This window comes from Jiangella alkaliphila (assembly GCF_900105925.1).
Lineage (GTDB): Bacteria > Actinomycetota > Actinomycetes > Jiangellales > Jiangellaceae > Jiangella > Jiangella alkaliphila.
Genome location: NZ_LT629791.1, coordinates 2,762,697 through 2,784,832 on the forward strand (window position 1 = coordinate 2,762,697; position 22,136 = coordinate 2,784,832).

At 72.0% G+C, this 22,136-nt stretch carries 15 protein-coding genes and 1 pseudogene; 7 read left to right on the top strand and 9 right to left on the bottom strand.

Going from position 1 to position 22,136, the window contains the following annotated elements; translation table 11 throughout:
- Positions 1 to 9: 9 nt before the first annotated feature.
- The 4 genes and pseudogenes from BLV05_RS12885 to BLV05_RS12900 all read right to left on the bottom strand — a co-directional run bounded on the left by BLV05_RS12885 (position 10) and on the right by BLV05_RS12900 (position 4,283).
- On the bottom strand, positions 10 to 1,239 hold the full coding sequence (locus BLV05_RS12885) for an IS256 family transposase (protein ID WP_083421475.1): 1,230 nt from the start codon (positions 1,237 to 1,239) through the stop codon (positions 10 to 12).
- Between the two features lie 135 nt (positions 1,240 to 1,374).
- Positions 1,375 to 2,079, bottom strand: a pseudogene (locus tag BLV05_RS12890) (IS256 family transposase); the annotation flags it as partial.
- Entirely contained in the window at positions 1,986 to 2,930 is a 945-nt protein-coding gene (locus tag BLV05_RS12895) for a transposase (protein WP_172860638.1), read from the bottom strand. The pseudogene BLV05_RS12890 and the gene BLV05_RS12895, both read right to left, overlap by 94 nt.
- 402 nt (positions 2,931 to 3,332) lie before the next feature.
- Positions 3,333 to 4,283, bottom strand: a complete 951-nt coding sequence (locus BLV05_RS12900) for an SDR family oxidoreductase (RefSeq protein ID WP_046772202.1) — start codon at positions 4,281 to 4,283, stop codon at positions 3,333 to 3,335.
- A gap of 146 nt (positions 4,284 to 4,429) precedes the next feature.
- Here BLV05_RS12900 and BLV05_RS12905 point away from each other — a divergent pair, with 146 nt between their 5' ends.
- Positions 4,430 to 5,272, top strand: a complete 843-nt coding sequence (locus BLV05_RS12905; RefSeq protein WP_046772190.1) for a helix-turn-helix transcriptional regulator — start codon at positions 4,430 to 4,432, stop codon at positions 5,270 to 5,272.
- A gap of 45 nt (positions 5,273 to 5,317) precedes the next feature.
- Here BLV05_RS12905 and BLV05_RS12910 read toward each other — a convergent pair whose 3' ends face one another.
- The 3 genes from BLV05_RS12910 to BLV05_RS36540 all read right to left on the bottom strand — a co-directional run bounded on the left by BLV05_RS12910 (position 5,318) and on the right by BLV05_RS36540 (position 6,537).
- Complete coding sequence (locus BLV05_RS12910) at positions 5,318 to 5,551, bottom strand: DUF3107 domain-containing protein (RefSeq protein ID WP_231948810.1); 234 nt, start codon at positions 5,549 to 5,551, stop codon at positions 5,318 to 5,320.
- A gap of 115 nt (positions 5,552 to 5,666) precedes the next feature.
- Positions 5,667 to 6,251: a TetR/AcrR family transcriptional regulator gene (locus tag BLV05_RS12915; RefSeq protein WP_046772200.1), complete on the bottom strand. Its 585-nt coding sequence runs from the start codon at positions 6,249 to 6,251 to the stop codon at positions 5,667 to 5,669.
- Between the two features lie 94 nt (positions 6,252 to 6,345).
- On the bottom strand, positions 6,346 to 6,537 hold the full coding sequence (locus BLV05_RS36540) for a hypothetical protein (protein ID WP_172860641.1): 192 nt from the start codon (positions 6,535 to 6,537) through the stop codon (positions 6,346 to 6,348).
- A gap of 81 nt (positions 6,538 to 6,618) precedes the next feature.
- Here BLV05_RS36540 and BLV05_RS12920 point away from each other — a divergent pair, with 81 nt between their 5' ends.
- From BLV05_RS12920 to BLV05_RS12930, 3 genes are read left to right on the top strand one after another with little or no spacing between them, the layout of a single operon-like run.
- Positions 6,619 to 7,611 carry an alpha/beta fold hydrolase gene (locus tag BLV05_RS12920; RefSeq protein ID WP_052763077.1) on the top strand — a complete coding sequence of 331 codons (993 nt, stop codon included), beginning with the start codon at positions 6,619 to 6,621 and terminating at the stop codon, positions 7,609 to 7,611.
- 11 nt (positions 7,612 to 7,622) lie between these two features.
- Positions 7,623 to 8,795 (top strand): adenylyltransferase/sulfurtransferase MoeZ, encoded by a 1,173-nt coding sequence (moeZ, locus tag BLV05_RS12925; protein ID WP_046772188.1) that lies wholly within the window; start codon positions 7,623 to 7,625, stop codon positions 8,793 to 8,795.
- A 32-nt stretch (positions 8,796 to 8,827) separates the two neighbouring features.
- Entirely contained in the window at positions 8,828 to 9,484 is a 657-nt protein-coding gene (locus BLV05_RS12930; RefSeq protein WP_046772187.1) for a hypothetical protein, read from the top strand.
- Positions 9,485 to 9,532: 48 nt separating this feature from the next.
- On the opposite strand, the gene BLV05_RS12935 is transcribed toward BLV05_RS12930, so the two are convergent.
- Positions 9,533 to 11,935: a lysylphosphatidylglycerol synthase transmembrane domain-containing protein gene (locus BLV05_RS12935; protein WP_046772186.1), complete on the bottom strand. Its 2,403-nt coding sequence runs from the start codon at positions 11,933 to 11,935 to the stop codon at positions 9,533 to 9,535.
- A gap of 52 nt (positions 11,936 to 11,987) precedes the next feature.
- On the bottom strand, positions 11,988 to 14,375 hold the full coding sequence (locus tag BLV05_RS12940; protein ID WP_152691065.1) for a lysylphosphatidylglycerol synthase transmembrane domain-containing protein: 2,388 nt from the start codon (positions 14,373 to 14,375) through the stop codon (positions 11,988 to 11,990).
- A 55-nt stretch (positions 14,376 to 14,430) separates the two neighbouring features.
- Here BLV05_RS12940 and BLV05_RS12945 point away from each other — a divergent pair, with 55 nt between their 5' ends.
- The 3 genes from BLV05_RS12945 to BLV05_RS12955 all read left to right on the top strand — a co-directional run bounded on the left by BLV05_RS12945 (position 14,431) and on the right by BLV05_RS12955 (position 21,717).
- Entirely contained in the window at positions 14,431 to 14,739 is a 309-nt protein-coding gene (locus BLV05_RS12945) for an MGMT family protein (protein ID WP_046772184.1), read from the top strand.
- Positions 14,740 to 15,259: 520 nt separating this feature from the next.
- Positions 15,260 to 18,469 carry an ATP-dependent helicase gene (locus BLV05_RS12950; protein WP_082155753.1) on the top strand — a complete coding sequence of 1,070 codons (3,210 nt, stop codon included), beginning with the start codon at positions 15,260 to 15,262 and terminating at the stop codon, positions 18,467 to 18,469.
- Positions 18,466 to 21,717, top strand: a complete 3,252-nt coding sequence (locus BLV05_RS12955; protein ID WP_197683633.1) for an ATP-dependent helicase — start codon at positions 18,466 to 18,468, stop codon at positions 21,715 to 21,717. The genes BLV05_RS12950 and BLV05_RS12955 overlap by 4 nt, the downstream gene beginning before the upstream one ends.
- Positions 21,718 to 22,136: the final 419 nt, after the last annotated feature.

Below are 22,136 nucleotides of genomic sequence, written 5' to 3' on the forward strand. Positions count from 1 at the left end.
GTGACTTTTCTAGGTGAGTCGTCCTGGGAATTCCACGACCAGGAAGTTGAGTGCTTTCTTCCATCCATGGGTTCCGGTGCCTGATGCTCCTCCTCGTTTCCGGCTGATGTTACGGATCCCGAGAAAGAGCAGCTTCATGGCGGCGTCATCGTCGGGGAAGTGGCCGCGAGTCTTGGTGATCTTCCGCAGCTGGTAGTTGATTGATTCGATCAGGTTCGTCGTGTAGACGATTCGGCGTAGCTCGGCCGGGTAATCCAGGAACGGGATGAACTCGTTCCACGCATTCTTCCACACCTCGATCGCGCCGGGATACTGCTGCCCGAAATTCTGCTCGAATTCTTTCAACGCGATCTCGGCCGCCGCGACGCCGGGAGCGGTGTAGATGTGACGCATCGCCGTGGCGACCTTTTTCCGGTCGCCGTAGGAGATGAATCGCATCGTGTTGCGGATGACGTGCACGACACAGGTTTGCACGGTGACCTTGTCGAACACGCTGCGCGCGGCGTCAGGCAGCCCGGTGAGCCCGTCGCAGCACAGGATGAGGACGTCGCGCAGGCCCCGGTTGCGCAGCTGCGTGAGCACGTGCGCCCAGAACTTCGCGCCCTCCTCCGCGGCGATCCAGATCCCCAGCACGTCCTTCAACCCGTCGACGTCGACGCCCACGACCAGGTGTGCGGACTTCAGCGTGACCGAGCCGCGGTCGCGGACCCGGATCCGGATGGCGTCGACGTAGACGATCGGGTAGACCTCGTCGACCGGCCGGTTCTGCCACAGTGTGATCTCGTCCACGACCACGTCGGTGATCTTGGAGATCAGCGCCGGCGACGTGTTGATGTCGTAGATCTCCTTCAGGTGCGCCTCGATCTCCCGGGTCGATAGCCCGCGCGCATACAACGACAGAATGATGTCCTCGATCGCGCCGACACGCCGGGAGTGTTTCGGCACGATCTGCGGGGCGAATGTCGAATTCCGGTCTCGTGGCACGGTCACGTTCACCGGGCCGGCCGTCGTCGCGACCGTTTTGGCCGAACGCCCATTCCGGGAGTTCCCCGATCCGCGCCCAGCCGGATCACCGGGCTCATAACCGAGATGATCGGTCATCTCGGTCTCCAACGCCCGCTCCAGAACTCTCGACGTCAACCGATTCAACAACCCATGAACACCATCAACCGGTGTCCCGGACGACTCGGCATCCGCCAACAGATTATCAATCGCCTCATCCGGCAACACCGCCGCCAACCGACGAGCTGCCTCATCCGAGGAATCGACAACCTTCTCCTGCTCCGACACAAAGAATCCTCTCGCGGCCACGACGCAAACACGCCCGGACCAATCCTGGCCCACCCGGCCTTACACGAAAGATTCAACACGCCCCAGGATGAGGACGTCGCGCAGGCCCCGGTTGCGCAGCTGCGTGAGCACGTGCGCCCAGAACTTCGCGCCCTCCTCCGCGGCGATCCAGATCCCCAGCACGTCCTTCAACCCGTCGACGTCGACGCCCACGACCAGGTGTGCGGACTTCAGCGTGACCGAGCCGCGGTCGCGGACCCGGATCCGGATGGCGTCGACGTAGACGATCGGGTAGACCTCGTCGACCGGCCGGTTCTGCCACAGTGTGATCTCGTCCACGACCACGTCGGTGATCTTGGAGATCAGCGCCGGCGACGTGTTGATGTCGTAGATCTCCTTCAGGTGCGCCTCGATCTCCCGGGTCGATAGCCCGCGCGCATACAACGACAGAATGATGTCCTCGATCGCGCCGACACGCCGGGAGTGTTTCGGCACGATCTGCGGGGCGAATGTCGAATTCCGGTCTCGTGGCACGGTCACGTTCACCGGGCCGGCCGTCGTCGCGACCGTCTTGGCCGAACGCCCATTCCGGGAGTTCCCCGATCCGCGCCCAGCCGGATCGCCGGGCTCATAACCGAGATGATCGGTCATCTCGGTCTCCAACGCCCGCTCCAGAACTCTCGACGTCAACCGATTCAACAACCCATGAACACCATCCACCGGTGTCCCGGACGACTCGGCATCCGCCAACAGATTATCAATCGCCTCATCCGACAACACCGCCGCCAACCGACGAGCTGCCTCATCCGAGGAATCGACAACCTTCTCCTGCTCCGACACAAAGAATCCTCTCGCGGCCACGACGCAAACACGCCCGGACCAATCCTGGCCCACCCGGCCTTACACGAAAGATTCAACACGCCCGCGCGGTCGTGTTCACGCTGCCAGCGGGCCCGAGCCACCGCCACCGGGTCCGCGGCCTTCGGTGCCTGCCCCGTCGGAGCCCGGCCGGCCGGGTCACCGGCCTTCGCGACGTATTCCGCCGCCGCGGCCCGCTCGGCCTCGGTCCCGGCCTGCTCGGCGGCCCGGCGTCGTTCGATCTCGGCCAGCGCCTGGCTGATCCGCTCACCGCGGCGGGTGTGGTCGGTCAGGTCCTCGGGCAGCTCGTCCCCGCGCTGGTCCTCGCCGAACAGCTCATCTTCGGCGTCATCGGTGGCCGCGGCCCGACCCAGATACTGCCGGGCGAGTTTGCGCAGGTGCGCCTCGGACCGGTTCGCTCCCATCGACGCGTTCGCGGCGATCTTGGTGCCGTCGAAGGCCACCGTCCCGAGCCGGACCATGCCCAGTTCCGTGGCCAGCAGCAGCGACGCGGTCAGCAGGTCTTCCAGCGCCTGCCCGTGGTCGCGGCGGAACCGGGCCAGCACCGTGTGGTCGGGCACATCGGAGGCGCAGATGATCCGGAACGCCACATCGGTGCCGCACAACCGTTCGATCTGCCGCGACGAGGACACCCCGTGCGCCATCGCGTAGATGAACAAGGTGAGCAGCATGTCCGGGTCGAAGCCCCGCCGGCCCACCGAGCCGAGCCTGGCCCGGGCGTGGAACGCGGTCGTGTCCATCCGCTTCACCGCCGCGATCACGAACCACACCAGATGATCACCGGGCAGCCAGTCCGTCATCGACGGCGGCAACAGAAACGCCTGGTCACGATCGACCGGCCGGTATCCCTTCGCCATGACCCGCACCATTCCAAACCATGATCAACCAGGCCAGACGCCACGCCGAGACAAAAAGCAACAGGCTCCATCACGTGGTCGATCGCCGATGATCATGGGAGCGCGCGGTGCGGCCAGACAGCGGCCAGCGGGCTGCAACGCACAGCGGAGTCGGTCACCGGAACGCCACCCACGGCCAAAGGCGGCCAGCGGACCAGAAGCACAGCGGGCATAGGAGCCGAGCCCATTCTTGGGGCGGCCCCCTGACGCGCCCCCGACAATCGAAAGCAGCAGGGGGCAGGCCAACTCGGCAACGAAACCCTCGACCTAGACGTCAACCGCGGGGAACGTCACCTTCGTCAGCTCCTCGGAAACCTGCCAGATGCGCTGAGCGTCCCCGGCGCTGCGGAGGCGTGAGTAGAGCTGCTGCTCGGCGGGCGGGCCACCGAGGCGTCCAGGCCCACTCGGCCCGTAGAACCGGCCGCTCTGCGCGTCGGCGGACGTCGCAGCATAGAGGGCTGGGAGCTTCGCGGTTTCGACGGTGCCGAGCAGGATGCCGCGGGCGGACAGCACGCGGATCAACCGCCGGCCGGGGGTCTCCCGGGCGCGGCCGAGCTCGGGGCGGGCGGCGAGCAGGCTGGTCGGAGCGACCCCCGGATGGGAGAGGTTGCTCGTGATGCCCCAGCCGCTGGCCCGGCTGCGCCGGTCGAGCTCGAGTCCGGCCAGCCCGAAGGCGATCTTCGACTGACTGTAGGCGCGCATGCCGTGGTACGAGCGCTCCCAGTTCAGGTCGTCCCAGTTGATCGAGTTCCGGTTCGCCGCGACGCTGATCTGCGACGTCACGCGGGCACGGCCGGCGCGCAGCAGCGGCAGCAGGTGGCCCACCATGGCGAAGTGCCCGAGGTGGTTGGTGCCGAACTGCAACTCGAACCCGTCGGCGGTCGCCTGCCGGTCGGGCGGCGTCATGACGCCGGCGTTGCTGACGAGGAGGTGGATCGGGCGGCCATCGGACCGCAGCGTCTCGCCCAGGGCCGCGACGGACTCCAGCGACGACAGGTCGAGGGCGTGCAGCGACACCGTCCCGTTGGGGGTCGCCCGCCTGATCGTGGCGATCGCCGCCTCGCCCTTGCGCGGGTTCCGGACGGGCAGCAGCACGTCGGCCCCGGCCGCGGCGAGCCTCGTGGCGATGCCGAGCCCGATGCCGTCGCTGCCCCCGGTGACGACGGCGCGCTTCCCGGACAGCTGGGGGACGGTGATGTCGATGGGTTTGCGTGGCATGTTCACTCCCGGTGATGGCGTCGTTGTCTCCACCGTCGCGGAAGCGGGCGAGCGGATTCAGGGCCCGCTGATCCACTGATCGCCAAGCCGTGGCTACGCCGGGCGTGCTCACGGTAGGAAGGAGGCAGCGACGAGGGAGAACACGCATGACGATCGATCGGACCGGGCTGGCGGAGTTCCTCCGACGCCGCCGGAAGTCGCTGCAACCCGAGGACGTCGGCCTCCCGTGGGGACGGCGCCGCCGGACCGACGGGCTGCGGCGCGAGGAGGTCGCGGCGCTGTGCCACATGTCGGCCGACTACTACGCGCGACTCGAGCGCGAGGTCGGGCCGCGGCCGTCGGAGCAGATGCTCGCGTCCATCGCGCAGGGGCTGCACCTCACGCTCGACGAGCGCGACCACCTGTTCCTGCTCGCCGGGCACCAGCCGCCCACGAGGAGCGCGCCCGGTGAGCACATCGGCCCCGGCCTGCTGCGCATCTTCGACCGGCTGCAGGACACGCCCGCGGAGATCGTCACCGAACTCGGCGAGACGCTACGGCAGACCCCGCTCGGCGTCGCGCTCACCGGCGACGCCACCGACTACAGCGGCCCGGCCCGCAGCCTCGGCTACCGGTGGTTCACCGACCCCGCCACCCGGCGGCTCTACGCGCCCGAGGACCATCGGTTCCTCTCCCGGATGTTCGCCTCCGGCCTGCGCCAGGTCGTCACGCTGCGCGGTCCCGGCTCGCGGGCGGCGCACTACGCCGACCTCCTCCTCGCCGAGAGCGAGGAGTTCCGGCGGGTGTGGGACGAGCACGAGGTCGGCGTACGCCCCCAGGAGGTCAAGCGCTACGTCCACCCTGAGGTCGGCGCGCTGGAGCTGAACTGCCAGACGCTGCTCGACCCGGATCAGTCGCACTACCTGCTGGTCTACACCGCCGCCCCGGGCAGCGAGAGCCAGGAGAAGCTGAGCCTGCTGTCGGTCATCGGGGCGCAGCCGCTGCGCTGATGCCCCGGAGGGGTGCGGCTGAACCGCAGCCCTCCGGGGTGACGCTCAGACGGTGCCGAACCCGACCCGTCGCTCGACCGGCTCGCCGATCTCGACGTATGTCAGGTGCTCGGTGCGCACCAGCAGCCGGCGGCCGCGCTCGTCGGTGAGGTCGAGCAGGCCATTGGGGTCGCTCATGGCCGAACGAACCGTGCTCTCGATGTCCTTCGGTGTGTCGCTGCTCTCGAGCACCAGTTCTCGCGTGGCGTTGTGCACGCCGATCTTGACCTCCACGGCCACCCTCTTCTCCCCTCGGGCCCAAGGACCTGTGTCGTCGATGTGGTCAACCTCAGGCTAGTCGAGCCGATTCCGCCGTCGTCGCCGTGTGCGCCGCCAGCGTAATCGGGCCGGCGCTTCAGCCGTCGCGCTTGGGGAAACCGCGGATGCCCCGCCACCCGAGTGTCGCGACGAGCTCGGCGGCCGCCTCGCGCGGGATGCTGCCGCCGGAGGACAGCCAGTACCGGGCCGTGACCTGGGCGATGCCGACCATGCCGACGGCGAGCAGGTTCGACTCCTCGGGCGGCAGGCCGGTGTCGTCGGCGATGATCTGGCTGACCTCCTGAGCGCACAGCTCGGTCAGGCGGTCCAGACGCTCGCGGACGGCCGGCTCGTTCGGCAGGTCCGACTCGAACAGCAGCCGGTAGCCGCCGGAGTCGTTGTCGACGAACTCGAAGTAGGCGTTGACGGTGGCGATGACGCGCTGCTTGTTGTCGTCGGTGGACGCCATGGCCCGGTGCAGGATCGCCAGCAACTCGTTCTTGCTGGCGTCGAGCAACGCGATGTACAGCTCCAGCTTGCCGGGGAAGTGCTGGTACAGGACCGGCTTGCTGACGCCGGCGCGGTCGGCGATGTCGTCCATGGCCGCGGCGTGGAAGCCTTGCGCGACGAACACCTCGCGGGCGGCGCCGAGCAACTGGGTGCGGCGCTGGTCCCGGGGCATGCGGATGCCGCGGGCCGGGATGGCGGGCACGGTCGTCACGGCACTCCTCGGATTGGATATATGCCCGGATCGTATCGTTCCCGGCATCGGACCCTCAGCGATAGTCGTCGTCGTCGAACCCGACCGGCTGGCGTTGTTCCTGCGCATCGGCGGGGTCGACGCCGTCGGGGACGCCCGCCGCTGGGTCATCGCCGGAGTCGTCCGGATCGTCCAGCAGGTCGCGGAGCTGCTCGCTGAGATCGCCCTCGGCGACCTCGGGATCGTCGTCGCTCCAACGCTCGGCCACAGTGCACCTCCCGGACCCGGTCCTCTCATCGACGGTACCCGCTCAGCGTTCCCACAGGCGTTGGTGTGCCAACATCTCAGTGTGGAACCGATCGAGGCCTGGCCGGGGGAGCTGCGGACGCTCTCGACCGGGCGGCGCGTCTTCGTCCGCCACACCACGCCGTCCGGCGACGGCGCCGGCGGCCGCACGCCCCTGGTGTACGTCCACGGGCTGGGCGGCTCGTCCACGAACTGGACGTCGCTCATGCGCGAGCTGCACGACGACGCCGAGCAGTGGGCCGTCGATCTCCCGGGGTTCGGCGAGTCGCCCCGCGGCGACCACCACACCGTCGCCGAGTACGTCGCCGACGTCATCGCGCTGCTCGCGACGTTCGACCGGCCGGTGCACCTGGTCGCGAACTCCCTCGGCGGCCTGATCTGCGTGCACGTCGCCTCGCGGCGGCCCGACCTCGTGCTGACGCTGAGCCTGGTGTCGCCGGCGATGCCGCAGTACCGGTTGCCGTGGGCGGCCCAGGCGTCCGCCGTCATGGCGGTGCCGTGGCTGGGCGAGCGGATCCTGCGCGCTGCGGCGGCGATCCCGGCCGAGAAGCAGGCCGAGCGCCTGACCGCGATGCTGTTCGCCAACGCGGCGACGATCCCGGTGGCGGAGCTGACGTTCGCCGCCGAGCAGCGCGACCGCTGGACCGCCCAGCCGCACGCCGACGCCGTCCTGCTGGCCGCGCTGCGCTCGATCGTCGCGCAGTACACCCGGCCCGGACGGCAGTCGGCCTGGCACGCGGCCAGCCACATCCTGCGGCCGACGCTGGTGATCATGGGCGCGCGCGACGCGCTGGTGGGCGCCTGGGGCCGCACCAAGTGGCGGCGGGCGCTGCGCTACGCCCGGCTCGTCTACATGCCCAACACCGGGCACGTCGCGATGATGGAGCACCCGCGCGCCGTCGCCGGCGTCATCCGCGAGTTCATCCACGACACGTCCAGGATCCGGACATCGGCGTCCACCAGGCGAACGCTCGAGCAGGGAATGCGGCACCCCGTGGCACCGTTGGCAGAGGAAAGAACCCACGCCTCGAACTGACGGAGCCGATCGTGTCCCTGCCGCCTCTGGTGGAGCCCGCAACTGAGCTCACTGTCGATGAGGTCCGCCGCTACTCCCGGCACCTCATCATCCCCGACGTCGGCATGGACGGCCAGAAGCGGCTGAAGAACGCGAAGGTGCTGGTCGTCGGTGCGGGCGGGCTCGGCTCGCCGGCCCTGCTGTACCTCGCCGCCGCCGGCGTCGGCACGCTGGGCATCGTCGAGTTCGACGAGGTCGACGAGTCCAACCTGCAGCGCCAGATCATCCACGGGCAGTCCGACGTCGGCCGGTCGAAGGCGCAGTCGGCGCGCGACTCCGTCAAGGAGGTCAACCCGTACGTCAACGTCGTGCTGCACGAGACGCGGCTCGACAACGACAATGTGCTGGACATCTTCGCCGGCTACGACCTCGTCCTCGACGGCACCGACAACTTCGCCACCCGCTACCTGGTGAACGACGCCGCCGTCCTGCTGGGCAAGCCGTACGTCTGGGGCTCGATCTACCGGTTCGAGGGCCAGGTCAGCGTGTTCTGGGCCGAGCAGGGCCCGAACTACCGCGACCTCTACCCCGAGCCGCCGCCGCCCGGCATGGTGCCGTCGTGCGCCGAGGGCGGCGTGCTCGGCGTGCTGTGCGCGTCGATCGGCTCGATCATGGTCACCGAGGCGATCAAGCTGATCACCGGCATCGGCGACCCGCTGCTGGGCCGTCTGATGATCTACGACGCGCTCGAGATGAACTACACGACGCTGAAGATCCGCAAGGACCCGACCGCCGAGCCGATCACCGAGCTGATCGACTACGAGGCGTTCTGCGGCACGCTCAGCGACGAGGCCGCCGAGGCCGCCGCCGACGCCACCATCTCCGTCGTCAAGCTCAAGAACTGGCTCGACGAGCGTGCGGCCGGCCAGCGTGACTTCCTCCTCGTCGACGTGCGCGAGCCGAACGAGTACGAGATCAACCGCATCCCCGGCGCGGTGCTCATCCCGAAGGGCGAGTTCCTCACCGGCGAGGCGCTGGAGAAGCTGCCGCAGGACAAGCAGGTCGTGCTGCACTGCAAGTCGGGCATGCGCTCGGCCGAGGCGCTCGCGGTCGTCAAGGGCGCCGGCCTCGCCGACGCCGTCCACGTCGGTGGCGGGGTCGCCGCCTGGGTCAACCAGATCGACCCGTCCCAGCCCTCGTACTGAGTTCCGTCCGGCCGGGGTGACACCCTGGCCCCATGCGACGCCTTCCGGCCGTCCTCGCCCTCGTGGCGGTGGCGGCCGGCTGCGGTTCCGACCCCGGGCTGCCCGACCTCTCCGAGTCGATCGAATGCCGGGTGCCGTGCGAGACGGTGACCGACTGGGTCTCTTACGCCGACCACGTCGCCTACATCGATGTGACGTTCGAGCGCGAGCTGCCGTTCGAGCAGCTCGAGGGCGATCCGGAGGGCAACGGGTACGTCCCGCGCGAGGTGACGGCCGAGACCGGCGACGTGCTCTGGACCCGCGACGGCGCCCCGGCCCTGCCCGCCGAGCTCACCTGGGGTGCCGATGGCTGGGCGATCGAGGACGGCAAACGCCTGCCGCTGGTCTACGGCGTGCGGGTCGAGGTGGGGGAGCGGTATCTCGCGGTACTCATGCAGGCGCCGGCGGACGACCGCACCGGGCCGGTCTGGTATCCGCTGGCCGCCGACGCCCTCTTCACCGTGGACGGCGACGGCGTCCCTGAGGGCACCGGTCCCGACACCCCCGCTCGCGCGGCGCTCGTCGGCGAGTCGCCGGCGGCCATCGCGGCCGAGTTGGCCGCGACCGCGGCGGACCCTGTCGCAGCCCGGTACTTCGACCTTGACCCGATCGCCCGCTACGAGGCCGTGGTCCGCGAGACCGAGGGCTGAACTGCCGCTCCGAGCCGGCCCGGCCGTCCCCGTCGGCCGGCTCTGACCTCAGAGCAGGTCGCGGCGCTGCATCCAGGTCCAGAGCACCCAGCCGGGCAGGATCGGCAGCCAGAACGACACCAGCCGGAAGACCAGCACCGCCGTGACGGCCGTCGTCGCGCCGACGCCGAGGGTGCTGACGCCCGCGGTGAGGGCGGCCTCGACGGCGCCCAGGCCACCGGGCGTGGGGACGGCCATGCCGAGCGTGTTGCCGACCAGCTGGACGACGGCCATGGCGGCGAGGTTCGCCGCGCCGCCGACCGCCTTCAGGCAGACGTAGAAGCAGAAGATCAGGCTGGCCGACTGCAGCACGATGCCGGCCAGCGCCACCAGGAGCTTGCGCGGGTTGCTGAGCACGTCCAGCAGCCGGGGCAGGCCGCGTTCGGCGAAGTCGCTCCACAGCGCCCGCAGCCGCACTCGCACGGGCGGGATCAGCGCCAGCACGGCCGCGGCTGCCAGCACGATCAGCACGATGATCAGCGTGTTCAGCGACGGGTCGATGTCAGGCGCGGCCGACGACCCGGACACGACGCCCAGGATGCCGATGACCGGGAACGTGATGGACACGTTGGCGACCTGGTTCGCGGCGACGCTCGCCGCGGCCAGCGGGGCCGCGACGCCGGCCTTGGTCAGGACCCGGATGTTGATCGCGACGACGCCGACGGTGGCGGGCGCGAACAGCCGCAGGAACCCCAGCGACACCTGGGCACCGACGACCCGCCAGAACGGCACCTTCTCGGGCACGAACCCCAGCAGCGCGAACGTCGCACCGATGTAGCTGGTGAACATCAGCACGATCGCGATGAACAGCCACCGCCAGTCGGTCTGCGACCACAGCTGGGTGAGCGACACGTCGGACAGCTGGGTGCCGACGAGGTAGACGGCGAACACGGCGCCCACGCCGGTGAGCAGCGACAACGGCCGCAGCCGCTGCAGCCGCACCGGCTCGTCGGGCTCCTGGCCGGTGCTGCTGACCAGGCCGTCGCGCAGCTTGGTGAGCACGTCGCGGCGGCCCTTGAGGTCCAGCCGGGTCGAGCGGGCCAGCGCCACCGGCTGCAGCAGCGGGATGGCCGCGCTGACGACGTCGCGGCCGAGCACCCGGATGGCGGTCTCGATGGTGCGGTCGACGCCGACGACCAGCGCGCAGCCGACGAGGGCCTGGGCGAGGTCGGCCCGGATCGCCAGCTCCGGCGCGGCCACCTCGCCGCCGGACGGGTCGAGCAGCCAGACCTTGCCGGCCTCGGAGACGAGGATCGTGCGTCCGGAGATGCGCCGGTGCGCCACCTCGTTGCGCCGCAGCCGGCCCAGCTGCCGCCACAGGTCCTCGAGCATGGCGTCGCTGACCTGGTCGGCGGTCATCTTGGAGAGGATGGTGCCGGGCACGTGGTCGTAGATGATGGCGGCGGCGTCCGACCCGATGCGCAGGACGTTGCGCAGCTTCGGTGTGCGGGCGCCGGCCCGCGACACGGCGAGGGCCTGCAGCGTGATCTGGTTGACGGCGTTGCGCATCGTCACCATCTGCCGCGGCAGCACCTCTTCGCGGGTGCGGATCTGGTCAGCCGCGCGAACCACGACGCCGGCGCCGTCGTTGTCGCGGTCGAGGACGAGGACGCCGAGCGAGCCCTGGGTGCTCTCGGCGATGTAGCGGCGGTACTTGTCGACCGGGTCGGCGCGCAGCGTGGTGACGTCGTAGCCGTTGTCGCGCATGACGGCGGCCACCTTGTGCCCGTTGGGCGCGAGCGACGGCTGCCCGCTGATCAGCCGGACCAGCAGGCCGACCGCCCGGCCGAGGCCCAGCGACACCAGCAGGCCGCCGACGGTGACCTCGCCCTGGAACAGCCAGACAGCGAAGCTGCCGGCGATCGCGAACGTGGCGACCTGCCGGGTGCGCGGCAGTTGCAGCCGCGACACGACCGTCATCATCGCGACCAGCAGCGTCGGCATGGCGGGCACGGCCGTCCCGTCGAACCCGTCGACCACGGGGACGAAGGTGTCGTGCAGCCGCTCCGGCGCCGGCCCGGCCAGCCAGTTCGACAGCAGCGCCGCCGAGAGCGAGGCCACCGCGCCCGCGGCCAGCAACTCGACGGTCGTCCGCATGCGGCCGCGGACCATCAGCATGAACACCAGTACCGGTGGCAGCAGCAGGCTGGCCAGCTCGGACGCCAGCGCGATGAAGTCGACCGGGCCGCTCGGCACGACCCGGTTGACGTCGGCGAGGTCGGCGGTCAGGCCGGTGAGCGTCCGCTCGGCCACGACGGCGAGTGCCGCCAGCGCCGTCATGAGGACGAGGACGAACACCAGGCGCAGGCCGTCGATCGGGCGCCGGGTACGGCGGGGCAGCGGTGGCTCCTCGACCATGATCTTCCCGGCCGGAACCCGCCGCGCGCGTGTCGCCTCGGTCGTCTCCGTCATCGCAGACCGATCGTCGCATGCTGCCGGGTCGCTCATGGCGACGACCCGCGAGTCAGAGCAGGTCGCGACGCCGCATCTGCGTCCACAGCACCCAGCCGGGCAGGATCGGCAGCCAGAACGAGACGATGCGGAAGACCAGCACCGCCGTCACCGCGGCCGAGGTCGGGACGCCCAGGGTGCTGACGCCGGCGGTGAGCGCCGCCTCGACGGCGCCGAGGCCACCGGGCGTCGGCACGGCCATGCCGAGCGTGTTGCCGACCAGCTGGACGACGGCCAGGCCGGCCACGTTCACCATCTCGCCGACCGCCAGCAGACAGGCGTAGAAGCACAGCACCAGGCTGATCGTCTGGCCGAGGATGCCGCCGACCGCCATGGTCAGCTTCCGCGGGTTCGTCAGGACGTCGAGCAGCCGGGGCAGGCCGCGCTCGGCGAAGTCGCTCCACAGCGCGCGCAGCCGCGACCGCACCGGCGGGATGATCCCGACGACCGCGGCCGCCAGCAGCAGCCCGAGCACCACGATCAGCGTGCTCGACGACGGGAGCCCCGGCAGCGACGTGTAGCCGGAGACGACCGCCAGCACGGCCAGCAGCGGGAACGTGATGGCGACCTGCGCGACCTGGTTGGCCGCGACGCTGGCTGCCGCCAGTGGCGCCGCGACGCCGGAGCGCGTCAGCAGCCGGATGTTCATCGCGACGTTGCCCACCGTCGTCGGCGCCATGAGCCGCAGGAAGCTCAGCGCCACCTGCGCGCCGACGACCCGCCAGAACGGCACCCGTTCCGGCACGAAGCCCAGCAGGCCGATGGCCATGGTGATGTAGTTGGCGAACATCAGGCCGACCGCGAGGATCAGCCACCGCCAGTCGGTGCGGTCCCACAACTCACCGAACGACACATCGGACAGCTGGGTGCCGACCAGGTAGACCGCGACCACCGTGCCGACGCCGGTGAGCAGCGACAACGGCCGGATCCGCTGCAGCCGTACCGGTTCGGCAGGCGCGCCCAGCCGGTCGACCAGCCGGTCGCGCAGCCTGATCAGCACCTCGCGGTGGCCCTTCACGTGCTGCCGGGTGCCCGGCGTCAGCGCGATCGGCTGCAGCAGCGGGATGGCCGCGCGCACGACGTCCGGGCCCAGCACGTCGAGCGCGGTGTCGACGACGCGGTCCGGGCCGGCGACGATGCTGGTGGCGGTGAGCGCCTGCGCGAGGTCGGTGCGCATCGCGACGTCGGTGGCGGCCAGCTCGCCGCCGGACGGGCTGAGCAGCCAGATGTGGCCGTCGTCGTCGATCATGATCGTGCGGCCGGACAGCCGCCGGTGCGCGACGTGGTTGCGGCGCAGGTCGCCGAGCTGGTGCCACAGGTCGGTCAGCATGTCGTCGGTGACCTGGTCGCCGTCGAGGTCGCCCAGCGCGGTGCCGTGCACGTAGTCGTAGACGAGCGCGGCGGAGTCGCCGTTGATGCGCAGGACGGTGCGCAGCTCAGGCGTGCGGGCGCCGGCCCGGGCCACCGCGAACGACTGCAGCGCGATGCGGTCGATCGCGTCGCGCAGGGTCAGCGTCTGCCGGGGCAGCACCTCCTCGCGGGTGCGCAGCCGGTCGACCGCCCGGGCGATGGTGCCGGCGCCCTCGTGGTCGCGGTCCAGTACCAGCACGCTGTACTTCGCCTCGGGCGTCTCGGCGGTGAGCCGGCGGAGCTCGCCGGACGGGTCGGCGCGCAGCGCCTTCAGCTGGTAGCCGGCGGCCTCGAGGGTCGCGGCGATGTGCTGCCCGCTCGGCGCCATCGACGGCTGCCCGCCGACGATGCGCACCAGCAGCCCCGCCGCGACGCCGATGCTGGTGGCGATGAGCAGGCCGCCCACCGTCGCGTCGCCTTGCAGCAGCTGGACGGCGTAGGTGCCGGCGATGGCGAACAGCGCGACCTGCCGCATGCGCTTCACGTCCAGCTGCGACACGACGGTGACGACGGCGACCAGCAGCGCCGGGTAGGCCGGCACCGGCGTGCCCTCGGCGCCGTCGACGAACGGGACCAGGCTGTCCTGCAGCCGCTGCGGCGCCGGTCCGGTCAGCCACTCCGACGTCAGTGCAGCGGCGATGGACGCGGCGACGCCGGCCAGCAGCAGCTCGACGGTGGTACGGACCCGGCCGCGGATCATCAGCACGGCGACCAGCACGATCGGGAGGACGACCCCGGCCAGGTTCGCGGTGAAGTCGATGATTCCGACGATGCTGCCCGGCACCCGCGTGCGGAGGTCGGCGAGGTCCTGGGTGATCGACGTCATCGTCCGCTCGGCGATGATCGACATCGCGACCAGGCCCGTCAGCACGCCGCTCACGATGAGCAGCGACAACACGTCGGCCGGTCGCCGCGTCCGGGGAGGCAGCGGCGGCTCGTCGACCACGATCTCGTCGGCCGACGTGCTGGCTGCGTCCATGGGCTCGCTCATCGAAGGAGCATCGTCGCACGCCGGAGGGCGTCCGGCGGTCAGGCACCATGGGCGGATGGACGACGAGTACGCCGAGGCGGTGCTGAGTGTGGTCGAGCGCATCCCGCCGGGCCGCGCCATGTCCTACGGCGCCATCGCGGATGTCGTTGGACTGTCGCTCGGTCGAGGCGGGCCGCGCCAGGTCGGCACGGTCATGTCGACGGTGGGTGGGACGGTGGCCTGGTGGCGGGTCGTGACGGCGGCCGGCCGGCCGCCGCGGGGGCACGAGGTGCGGGCGTTGACCGAGTTCGCGGCTGAGGGGACGCCGTTGACGCGTGACGGTGAGCGGGTCGATCTGAGACGTGCTGCGTGGTATCCGGAGTGAGGTTCGCCGGGGGGTTTGCCTAGTTGGACGTCCCCCTGCTGCCCATGGTCTTAGCCGCGAGGGTGCGCCTCAAGTCCGCGCCTCTGTGGTGTCTCTTCGCCGTGCTTCCGGGCTTGGACTTGACCCGCACCCTCGCGGCTAAGAACTGGCAGCTATCAGGGGGACGGGGAAGAACCGGGCACACCTCTGGGTTCGCGGCCGTCGCACCGCTCCACCGGTGTGCACGGAACCGACAGTTACTCGAATTTCCGGCGAGTGCGGGCCTGATCCGGGCCGTACGCGCCGGAAATTCGAGTATCCGCCCGTTTCTTCAGCACGACGGCGTGTCCTCACCCGTCACCGAGGCACCTCACCCGCCGCAGGACCGCACCCGGCACCGATCCGGCCGCCATCCGGTCCTCACGCGAGTGAGGTGCTGCCTACCCGAGTGAGGACCGCATGATCAACCCGGCGCCGGACGTAGCGACCACACCCCGGCGAACGGCGCGGGATCACGACCCTGTCGGACCGGCGTGGTGGGATGAGATCAGTCGTCGAAAGCACACGAAAGGAGCGGCATTCGGTGAGGCGTCCCGCAGCCGTGCGTCTGGTGCGCACCGTCCGGCCCGCGCCACCGCCGGTCCGCCTCGACGACGCCCAGCGAGCGGCCGTTCAGCACCGCGGCGGCCCGTTGTTGCTGCTGGCCGGCCCGGGGACCGGCAAGACCACCACGCTGGTCGAGGCGGTCGCGCATCGGGTCTCGAAGTACGACCTCGACCCCGGCCGGGTGCTGGTACTGACGTTCAGCCGGCGGGCCGCCGGCGAACTGCGCGAACGCATCGCGAGACGACTGGGCCGGACGATCCGCGAACCGCTGGCCCGCACGTTCCACTCCTATGCCTTCGGCCTGCTCCGGCGCGAGGCGATCGCGCAGGGTGAGCCGTCGCCGCGGCTGCTGGGCGGGGCCGAGCAGGACGTCCTCATCCGCGAGCTGCTCCGCGGCGACGTCGAGCAGCTGGGCGCCGACTACTGGCCCGACCACCTGCGCCCGGCGCTACTGACCCGCGGGTTCGCCGCCGAGCTCCGCGACTTCCTCATGCGGGCGGTCGAACGCGGCCTCGGTCCCGAGGAACTGCTCGAGCTGGGCAAGCTGCACGGCCGCGACGACTGGCTGGCCGCGGCCCGGTTCGCCCGGCAGTACGCCGGCGTCACGGCGTTCCGCTACCCGCCCACCTTCGACCAGGCCGAGCTCGTGCGCGCCGCGGCCGGGCTGCTCCGCGACGACCCCGCGCTGCTGGAGCGCGAGCGGCAGGCGCGCTCGTTCGTCGTCGTCGACGAGTACCAGGACAGCGACCCCGCGCAGGAGGACCTGCTGCGGCTGCTCGCGGGCGGCGGCCGCGAGCTGCTGGTGGTCGGCGACCCCGACCAGTCGATCTACGGCTTCCGCGGCGCCGAGCCCGAGGCGATCCGCCGGTTCGCCGACCGCTTCCCGGCCGCCGACGGCTCACCTGGCGCGGTGATGGCGCTGACGACGTCGCGGCGCTGCGGGCCGCGGCTGCTGACGGCGTCGCGCCGGGTCGCGGCGCGGCTCGGCGGGCTGAGCCGGCACCGCGACCTCCACCCGGCCGGGCACCAGGACGGCGGCGCCGACCACGGCGCCGACCGCGCGTCCGTCCACCTGCTGGCCAGCGCCAGCCAGGAGGCCGCGTTCGTCGCCGGGCGGCTGCGGGCGGCGCACCTGCTCGACGACGTGCCGTGGGACCGCATGGCGGTGCTGGTGCGCAGCGCACCGGCCATCCCGGTGCTGCGCCGCGCGCTGGCCGGCGCCGGCGTGCCGGTGAGCGTGCGCATCGAGGACGTCCCACTGGTCGACCAGCCGCCGGTCCGGGCGCTGCTGACGGTGCTCGAGCTGGTCACCGGGCTGCGCGAGCTGGACGTCGAGACCGCGCTCGACCTCATCACCGGGCCGCTGGGCGGCGCCGACGCGCTGGCGGTGCGGCGGCTGCGGCAGGAACTGCGCGCCCATGAGCTCACGGCCGGCGGTGGAAGGGCCTCCGGCGAGCTGCTGGTCGAGGCCCTGACCACCCCCGACGAGCTGCGGTTCCTCGACGACCACGCGGTCGCGCCGGCCACCCGCGTCGCCGGCCTGCTCACTGCCGCGCGCGAGGCGGCCCACGCCGACGGCGCCACCGCCGAGGACGTTCTGTGGGCGGTGTGGACGCGGTCCGGGCTGGAGGCCCGCTGGACCCGCGCCGCGCTGTCCCGCGGCCGGGGCGCACCGGCCGCCGACGCCGACCTCGACGCCGTCGTCGCGCTGTTCGACGCGGTCGCGAGGTTCGTCGACCGCATGCCCGGCGCCCGGCCCGAGGGGTTCGCCGAGCACCTGCGCGACCAGCAGCTGCCCGCCGACACCTACAAGCCCGGCGGCCCGGCCACGGCCAGCGTCAGCATCCTCACCGCCCACGCCGCCAAGGGCCTCGAGTGGGACGTCGTCGTGGCGGCCGGGGTCCAGGAGGGCGTCTGGCCCGACGTCCGCGAGCGCGGCAGCCTGCTGGGCACCGAGTCGCTGGTCGACCTCGTCGCGCACCGCGACGACTCCGCCGTCACCCGGGCCAGCGCCCGGCTGGCCGAGGAGCGGCGGCTGTTCTACGTCGCCGTCACCCGCGCTCGGCAGCGCCTGTACGTCACCGCGGTCTCCAACGAGGAGTCGCAGCCGTCGCGGTTCCTCGACGACATCGACCCGCTGCCGGCCGGCGGCGACGTCGAGCGGCTGGTGCAGGCGCCGGGGCGCGGGCTCGACCTCCCCGCCGTCGTCGCCGAGTTGCGGGGCGTCGTCAGCGACCCGGCCCAGCCGGAGGCGCGACGCCACGGCGCCGCGCACCAGCTGGCCCGGTTGGCCGCGGCCGGCGTGCAGCAGGCCGACCCCGACGAGTGGTACGGCCTGCGCCCGGTCTCCGTCACCGACCCGCTCGGCCACCCCGACCGGCCGGTGCGGGTGTCGCCGTCGAAGGTCGAGGAGTTCAACCGGTGCGAGCTGCGCTGGCTGCTCAAGGCGTGCGGCGCCACAGACTCCGACCTGCGCCGGGCCGGCATCGGCTCGCTGCTGCACGACCTCGCCGAGCGGGCCGCCGTCGAGGGCTGGTCCGACGACAAGTTGCTCACCGAGCTCGACAACTCCTGGCCGGGCATCGACGCCGGCGAGGGCTGGGTGGCCGCGCGCGAGTACGGCCGGGTCCGCGACATGGTGCAGCGGCTGGGCCGCTGGCTGCGCGACAACCCGCGCAGCATGGTCGGCGCCGAGCTCGACTTCGACGTCCGGGTGGGCGATGCCCGGCTGGTCGGCCGGGTCGACCGCCTCGACGCCGACGCCGACGGCCGGCTGGTGGTCGTCGACTACAAGACCGGGGTCTCCGCACCCACGACGGCCGAGGTCACCGAGCACGCGCAGCTGGCGGCGTACCAGCTGGCCATCCTGCACGGCGGGTTCGACGTGCACACCGACGGCGAGCGGCGCAGCGGGGGAGCGAGCCTGGTCCAGCTCGGCAAGGACGCCAAGGGCCAGGCGAAAGAACAGCTGCAGGGCGCGCTCCCCGACGACGGCGAGCCGACCTGGGCGCACGAGCTGATGCAGCACACCGCCGAGGGCATGCGGCAGCCGGCGTTCCGGGCCGAGAAAGGCGGCTGGTGCGGGTTCTGCCCGGCCCGGCCGTCCTGCCCGGTCTGGCCCGAGGGCGAGCAGGTGACGCCGTGACACAAGTCATAGGTGGGGCGTCCATCGCGCCGGCCGAGCTGGCCCGCCGCCTCGGCCAGCCCGACCCCACGCCCGAGCAGGCGGCGGCCATCGCCGCGCCGCTCGCGCCCGGCGTCGTCGTCGCCGGCGCCGGGTCCGGCAAGACCGAGACCATGGCCGCCCGGGTGGTCTGGCTGGTCGCGTCCGGCCTGGTCCGGCCCGAGGACGTGCTCGGCCTGACGTTCACCCGCAAGGCCGCGCGCGAGCTGGCCGCCCGCATCCGCCGCCGGCTGGCCCAGCTGGCCGCCCGCGGGCTGGTGCCGCCCGACGTCCTCGACGGCGAGCCGACCGTCCTCACCTACGACGCCTACGCCGGGCGCATCGTCGCCGAGCACGCCCTGCGACTGGGCCGCGAACCCGGCGCGCGGCTCGTCACCGAGGCGGTGACCTGGCAGTACTCCCAGCGCGTCGTGTCGTCCTACGACGGCGACATGGACGCCGTCGGCTATGCGCCGTCGACCGTCGTGCAGAAGGTGCTCGACCTCCACAACGAGCTGGCCGGGCACCTGGTCACACCGGCGCAGGTCCAGCAGTACGCACGCGAGCTGCGCGCGGGCGTCGAGGCGCTGCCCAAGGCGACGGGCCAGCGCACCAAGGACCTCCTCTACGCCGACGTCGCCAAGGGCCTGGCCGTGCAGGACGCCCGGGTGGCGCTGCTGCCCGTGGTCGAGGAGTTCCGGGCCCGCAAGCAGACCGACGAGGTGCTCGACTTCGCCGACCAGGCCGAGCTGGCCGCCACCCTGGCCGCCCGGTTCCCCGAGGTCGGCGTGGCCGAGCGGGCGGCGTACGGCGTGGTGCTGCTGGACGAGTACCAGGACACCAGCCACGCCCAGCTGGTGCTGCTGCGATCACTGTTCGGCGGCGGGCACCCGGTCACGGCCGTCGGCGACCCCTGCCAGTCCATCTACGGCTGGCGCGGCGCCAGCGCCGGCACGCTGACGTCGTTCCGCCGCGAGTTCCAGGCCTCCGACGACGGGGACGGCGATACCCTCGCCCGGCTCGACTCGCTGACCACCAGCTTCCGCAACGGCGCCGAGATCCTGCAGGTCGCGAACCGGCTGTCGCAGCCGCTGCGGGCCCAGGGCCTCGACGTCCCCGAGCTGACCGCGTTCCCGGGGCTGCCGCCGTCCACCGTCGTCGCGTCGCTGCACCTCACCGCCGACGACGAGGCCGCCGACGTCGCGCGCCGGGCGCGGGCGTTCTGGGACGCGTCCGACGACGGCCGCACGGTCGCGGTGCTGGTGCGCAACCGCAGCCTGATCCCGCGGCTGGAGTCCGCGCTGCGAGCCGCCGACCTCCCGGTCGAGGTCGTCGGCGTCGGCGGGCTGCTGGCCACGGCCGAGGTCGGCGACGTCGTGGCCACGTTGCGGGTGGTCAACGACCCGTCCCGCGGCGACGCGCTGATGCGGCTGCTCACCGGGTCGCGCTGGCGCATCGGGCCGCGCGACCTCGACGCGCTGGCCCGCTGGGCGCGGCGGCTCGGCCGTCCTGACGACGACTCCGGCGGCGCGCGCCGGCCTCCGACCATGCGCGAGGCGGCCGCCGAGGGCATCACACTCGACGAGGTCGACGAGCTGAGCATCGTCGACGCCCTCGACGCGCTGCCGAAGGGCGGCGACTGGTTCTCCGCCGAGGGCGACCGCCGGCTGCGCGCGCTCTCGGCCGAGCTGCGCGAGCTGCGCAGCCGCACCGGCCAGTCGCTCACCGAGCTGGTGCACGACGTCCAGCGCACGCTCGGCCTCGACGTCGAGCTGGCCGCGCGCCGCGGGCCCGGCGGCCGGGCCAACCTCGACCGCTTCCTCGACGTCGCGGCCGAGTTCGAGAACAATGGCCACGCTGGCAATCTCTCTGGGTTCCTGGCCTACCTCGACGCCGCCGAGACCGCCGAGCGCGGCCTGGCGCCGGGCGAGGTCGAGGTGTCCGGCGACCGCGTCCAGGTGCTGACGGTCCACGGCGCCAAGGGCCTGGAGTGGGACGCCGTCTTCGTCACCGGCCTGGTCGACAAGGTGTTCCCGTCCGGCGGCGAGAAGCAGCGGGCCTGGCTGGGTGACCCGGGCGAACTGCCGTACGCGCTGCGCGGCGACGCCGGGTCGCTGCCGCCGCTCGACCTCGCCGGCGTGGCCGACCAGGTGGGCGTCCGCGACGCCGTCGACGCGTTCTACGGCGACGCCGCCGCGGCGGCCCGGCTGGAGGAGCGCCGGCTGGCCTACGTCGCCGTCACCCGGGCCCGGCGGCTGCTGGTCTGCTCCGGCTTCTGCTGGGACGACGGCGTCCGGCCGCGCGAACTGTCGATGTTCCTGCACGAGATCAAGGTGGCCTGCGAGGACGGCGCCGGCGAGATCGGCGTGTGGGTGCGGGCGCCCGAGGACGACGACACCAACCCGCTGGCGCAGCAGGTCCGCGAGCTGCGCTGGCCGTACGACCCGCTCGGGCAGCGGCGTTCGTTGCTCGAGGACGGCGCCGCGCTGGTTCGGGCCGCGCAGGGATCCGTCGACGGCGTGCTGTTCGACCTCGCGCAGCCGGTCACCGAGTGGGACGCCGAGGTCGAGCGGCTGCTGGCCGAGCGGGAACGCCACTCCTCGCTGCGGCCCATCGACGTCGCGCTGCCCGAGCACCTGTCGGTGTCGCAGCTGGTGGCGCTACGCGAGAGCCCCGAGTCACTGGCCCGGGCACTGCGCCGGCCGGTGCCGCGGCCGCCGGCGCCGCTGGCCCGCCGGGGCACGCTCTTCCACGCCTGGCTCGAGTCGCGGTGGGGTGCCCTGCGGCTGGTCGACGTCGACGAGCTGCCCGGCTACGCCGACGACGGCGCCGCGCCCGACCGCGAGCTGGCGTCGCTGCAAGAGGCGTTCCTGCGCAGCGCGTGGGCCGCGCGGACGCCGGTCGAGGTCGAGGCGCCGTTCGAGCTGCTGGTCGCCGGCGTGCTGCTGCGTGGCCGCGTCGACGCCGTCTTCACCACCGACGACGGCGGCATCGACGTCGTCGACTGGAAGACCGGGCGGCCGCCGGCGAACGACGAGGAGGCCGCCACGCGCACCGTGCAGCTGGCGGCGTACCGGCTGGCCTTCGCCCGGCTCTACGACCTGCCGCTCGACCACGTCGGCGCCGCGTTCCACCACGTGCGCCACGACGTCACCGTCCGGCCGGCCGATCTGATGGACGAGGCGCGGCTGACGGCGCTGGTGGCGGCCGTCCCTGCGGCCGATGAGTGACTCACGATGGTCGCCGGACCGCGCTGCCCTGCTAGGCGCCGGTCCGGCAACCATCGCGCTCCCGCCGCTCCGTCCCCGTCGAGCACTCGCGGGAGGCGCGTCCCGGCCGCGGCGCGAGAGTCGCGGCCACGGGACCTATGCCCACCACTGTGGTCAATTCGGGGGTAATCCTCCAGGTCACGCGACGATCTGTGACGATCGGCCGCATTCTGTGACGTCGCGGCGAGACGATGCTGCGGGAACGGGCGATCGCCGCACGTCGGCGCGACGCGTCAGGCCCGGTGGACCTGCCGGGCCGCGAGGCCGTCCGGTGAGCGTCGAAGTGCGCATCATACCTGCTCGCGCGGCGTTTGGCACCAGAAATGACTCATTGTCTCGGTCCCGGAGATAGCCCTTGATCGGCATGGCTCGCCGGGTGA

Excerpts from the sequence above, each read along its gene's own strand:
- BLV05_RS12900 (WP_046772202.1), bottom strand. The coding sequence starts at position 4,283 with ATGCCACGCAAACCCATCGACATCACCGTCCCCCAGCTGTCCGGGAAG.
- BLV05_RS12905 (WP_046772190.1), top strand. The coding sequence starts at position 4,430 with ATGACGATCGATCGGACCGGGCTGGCGGAGTTCCTCCGACGCCGCCGG.
- BLV05_RS12915 (WP_046772200.1), bottom strand. The coding sequence starts at position 6,251 with ATGCCCCGGGACCAGCGCCGCACCCAGTTGCTCGGCGCCGCCCGCGAG.
- BLV05_RS12930 (WP_046772187.1), top strand. The coding sequence starts at position 8,828 with ATGCGACGCCTTCCGGCCGTCCTCGCCCTCGTGGCGGTGGCGGCCGGC.
- BLV05_RS12935 (WP_046772186.1), bottom strand. The coding sequence starts at position 11,935 with ATGACGGAGACGACCGAGGCGACACGCGCGCGGCGGGTTCCGGCCGGG.
- BLV05_RS12940 (WP_152691065.1), bottom strand. The coding sequence starts at position 14,375 with ATGAGCGAGCCCATGGACGCAGCCAGCACGTCGGCCGACGAGATCGTG.
- BLV05_RS12945 (WP_046772184.1), top strand. The coding sequence starts at position 14,431 with ATGGACGACGAGTACGCCGAGGCGGTGCTGAGTGTGGTCGAGCGCATC.
- BLV05_RS12950 (WP_082155753.1), top strand. The coding sequence starts at position 15,260 with ATGAGATCAGTCGTCGAAAGCACACGAAAGGAGCGGCATTCGGTGAGG.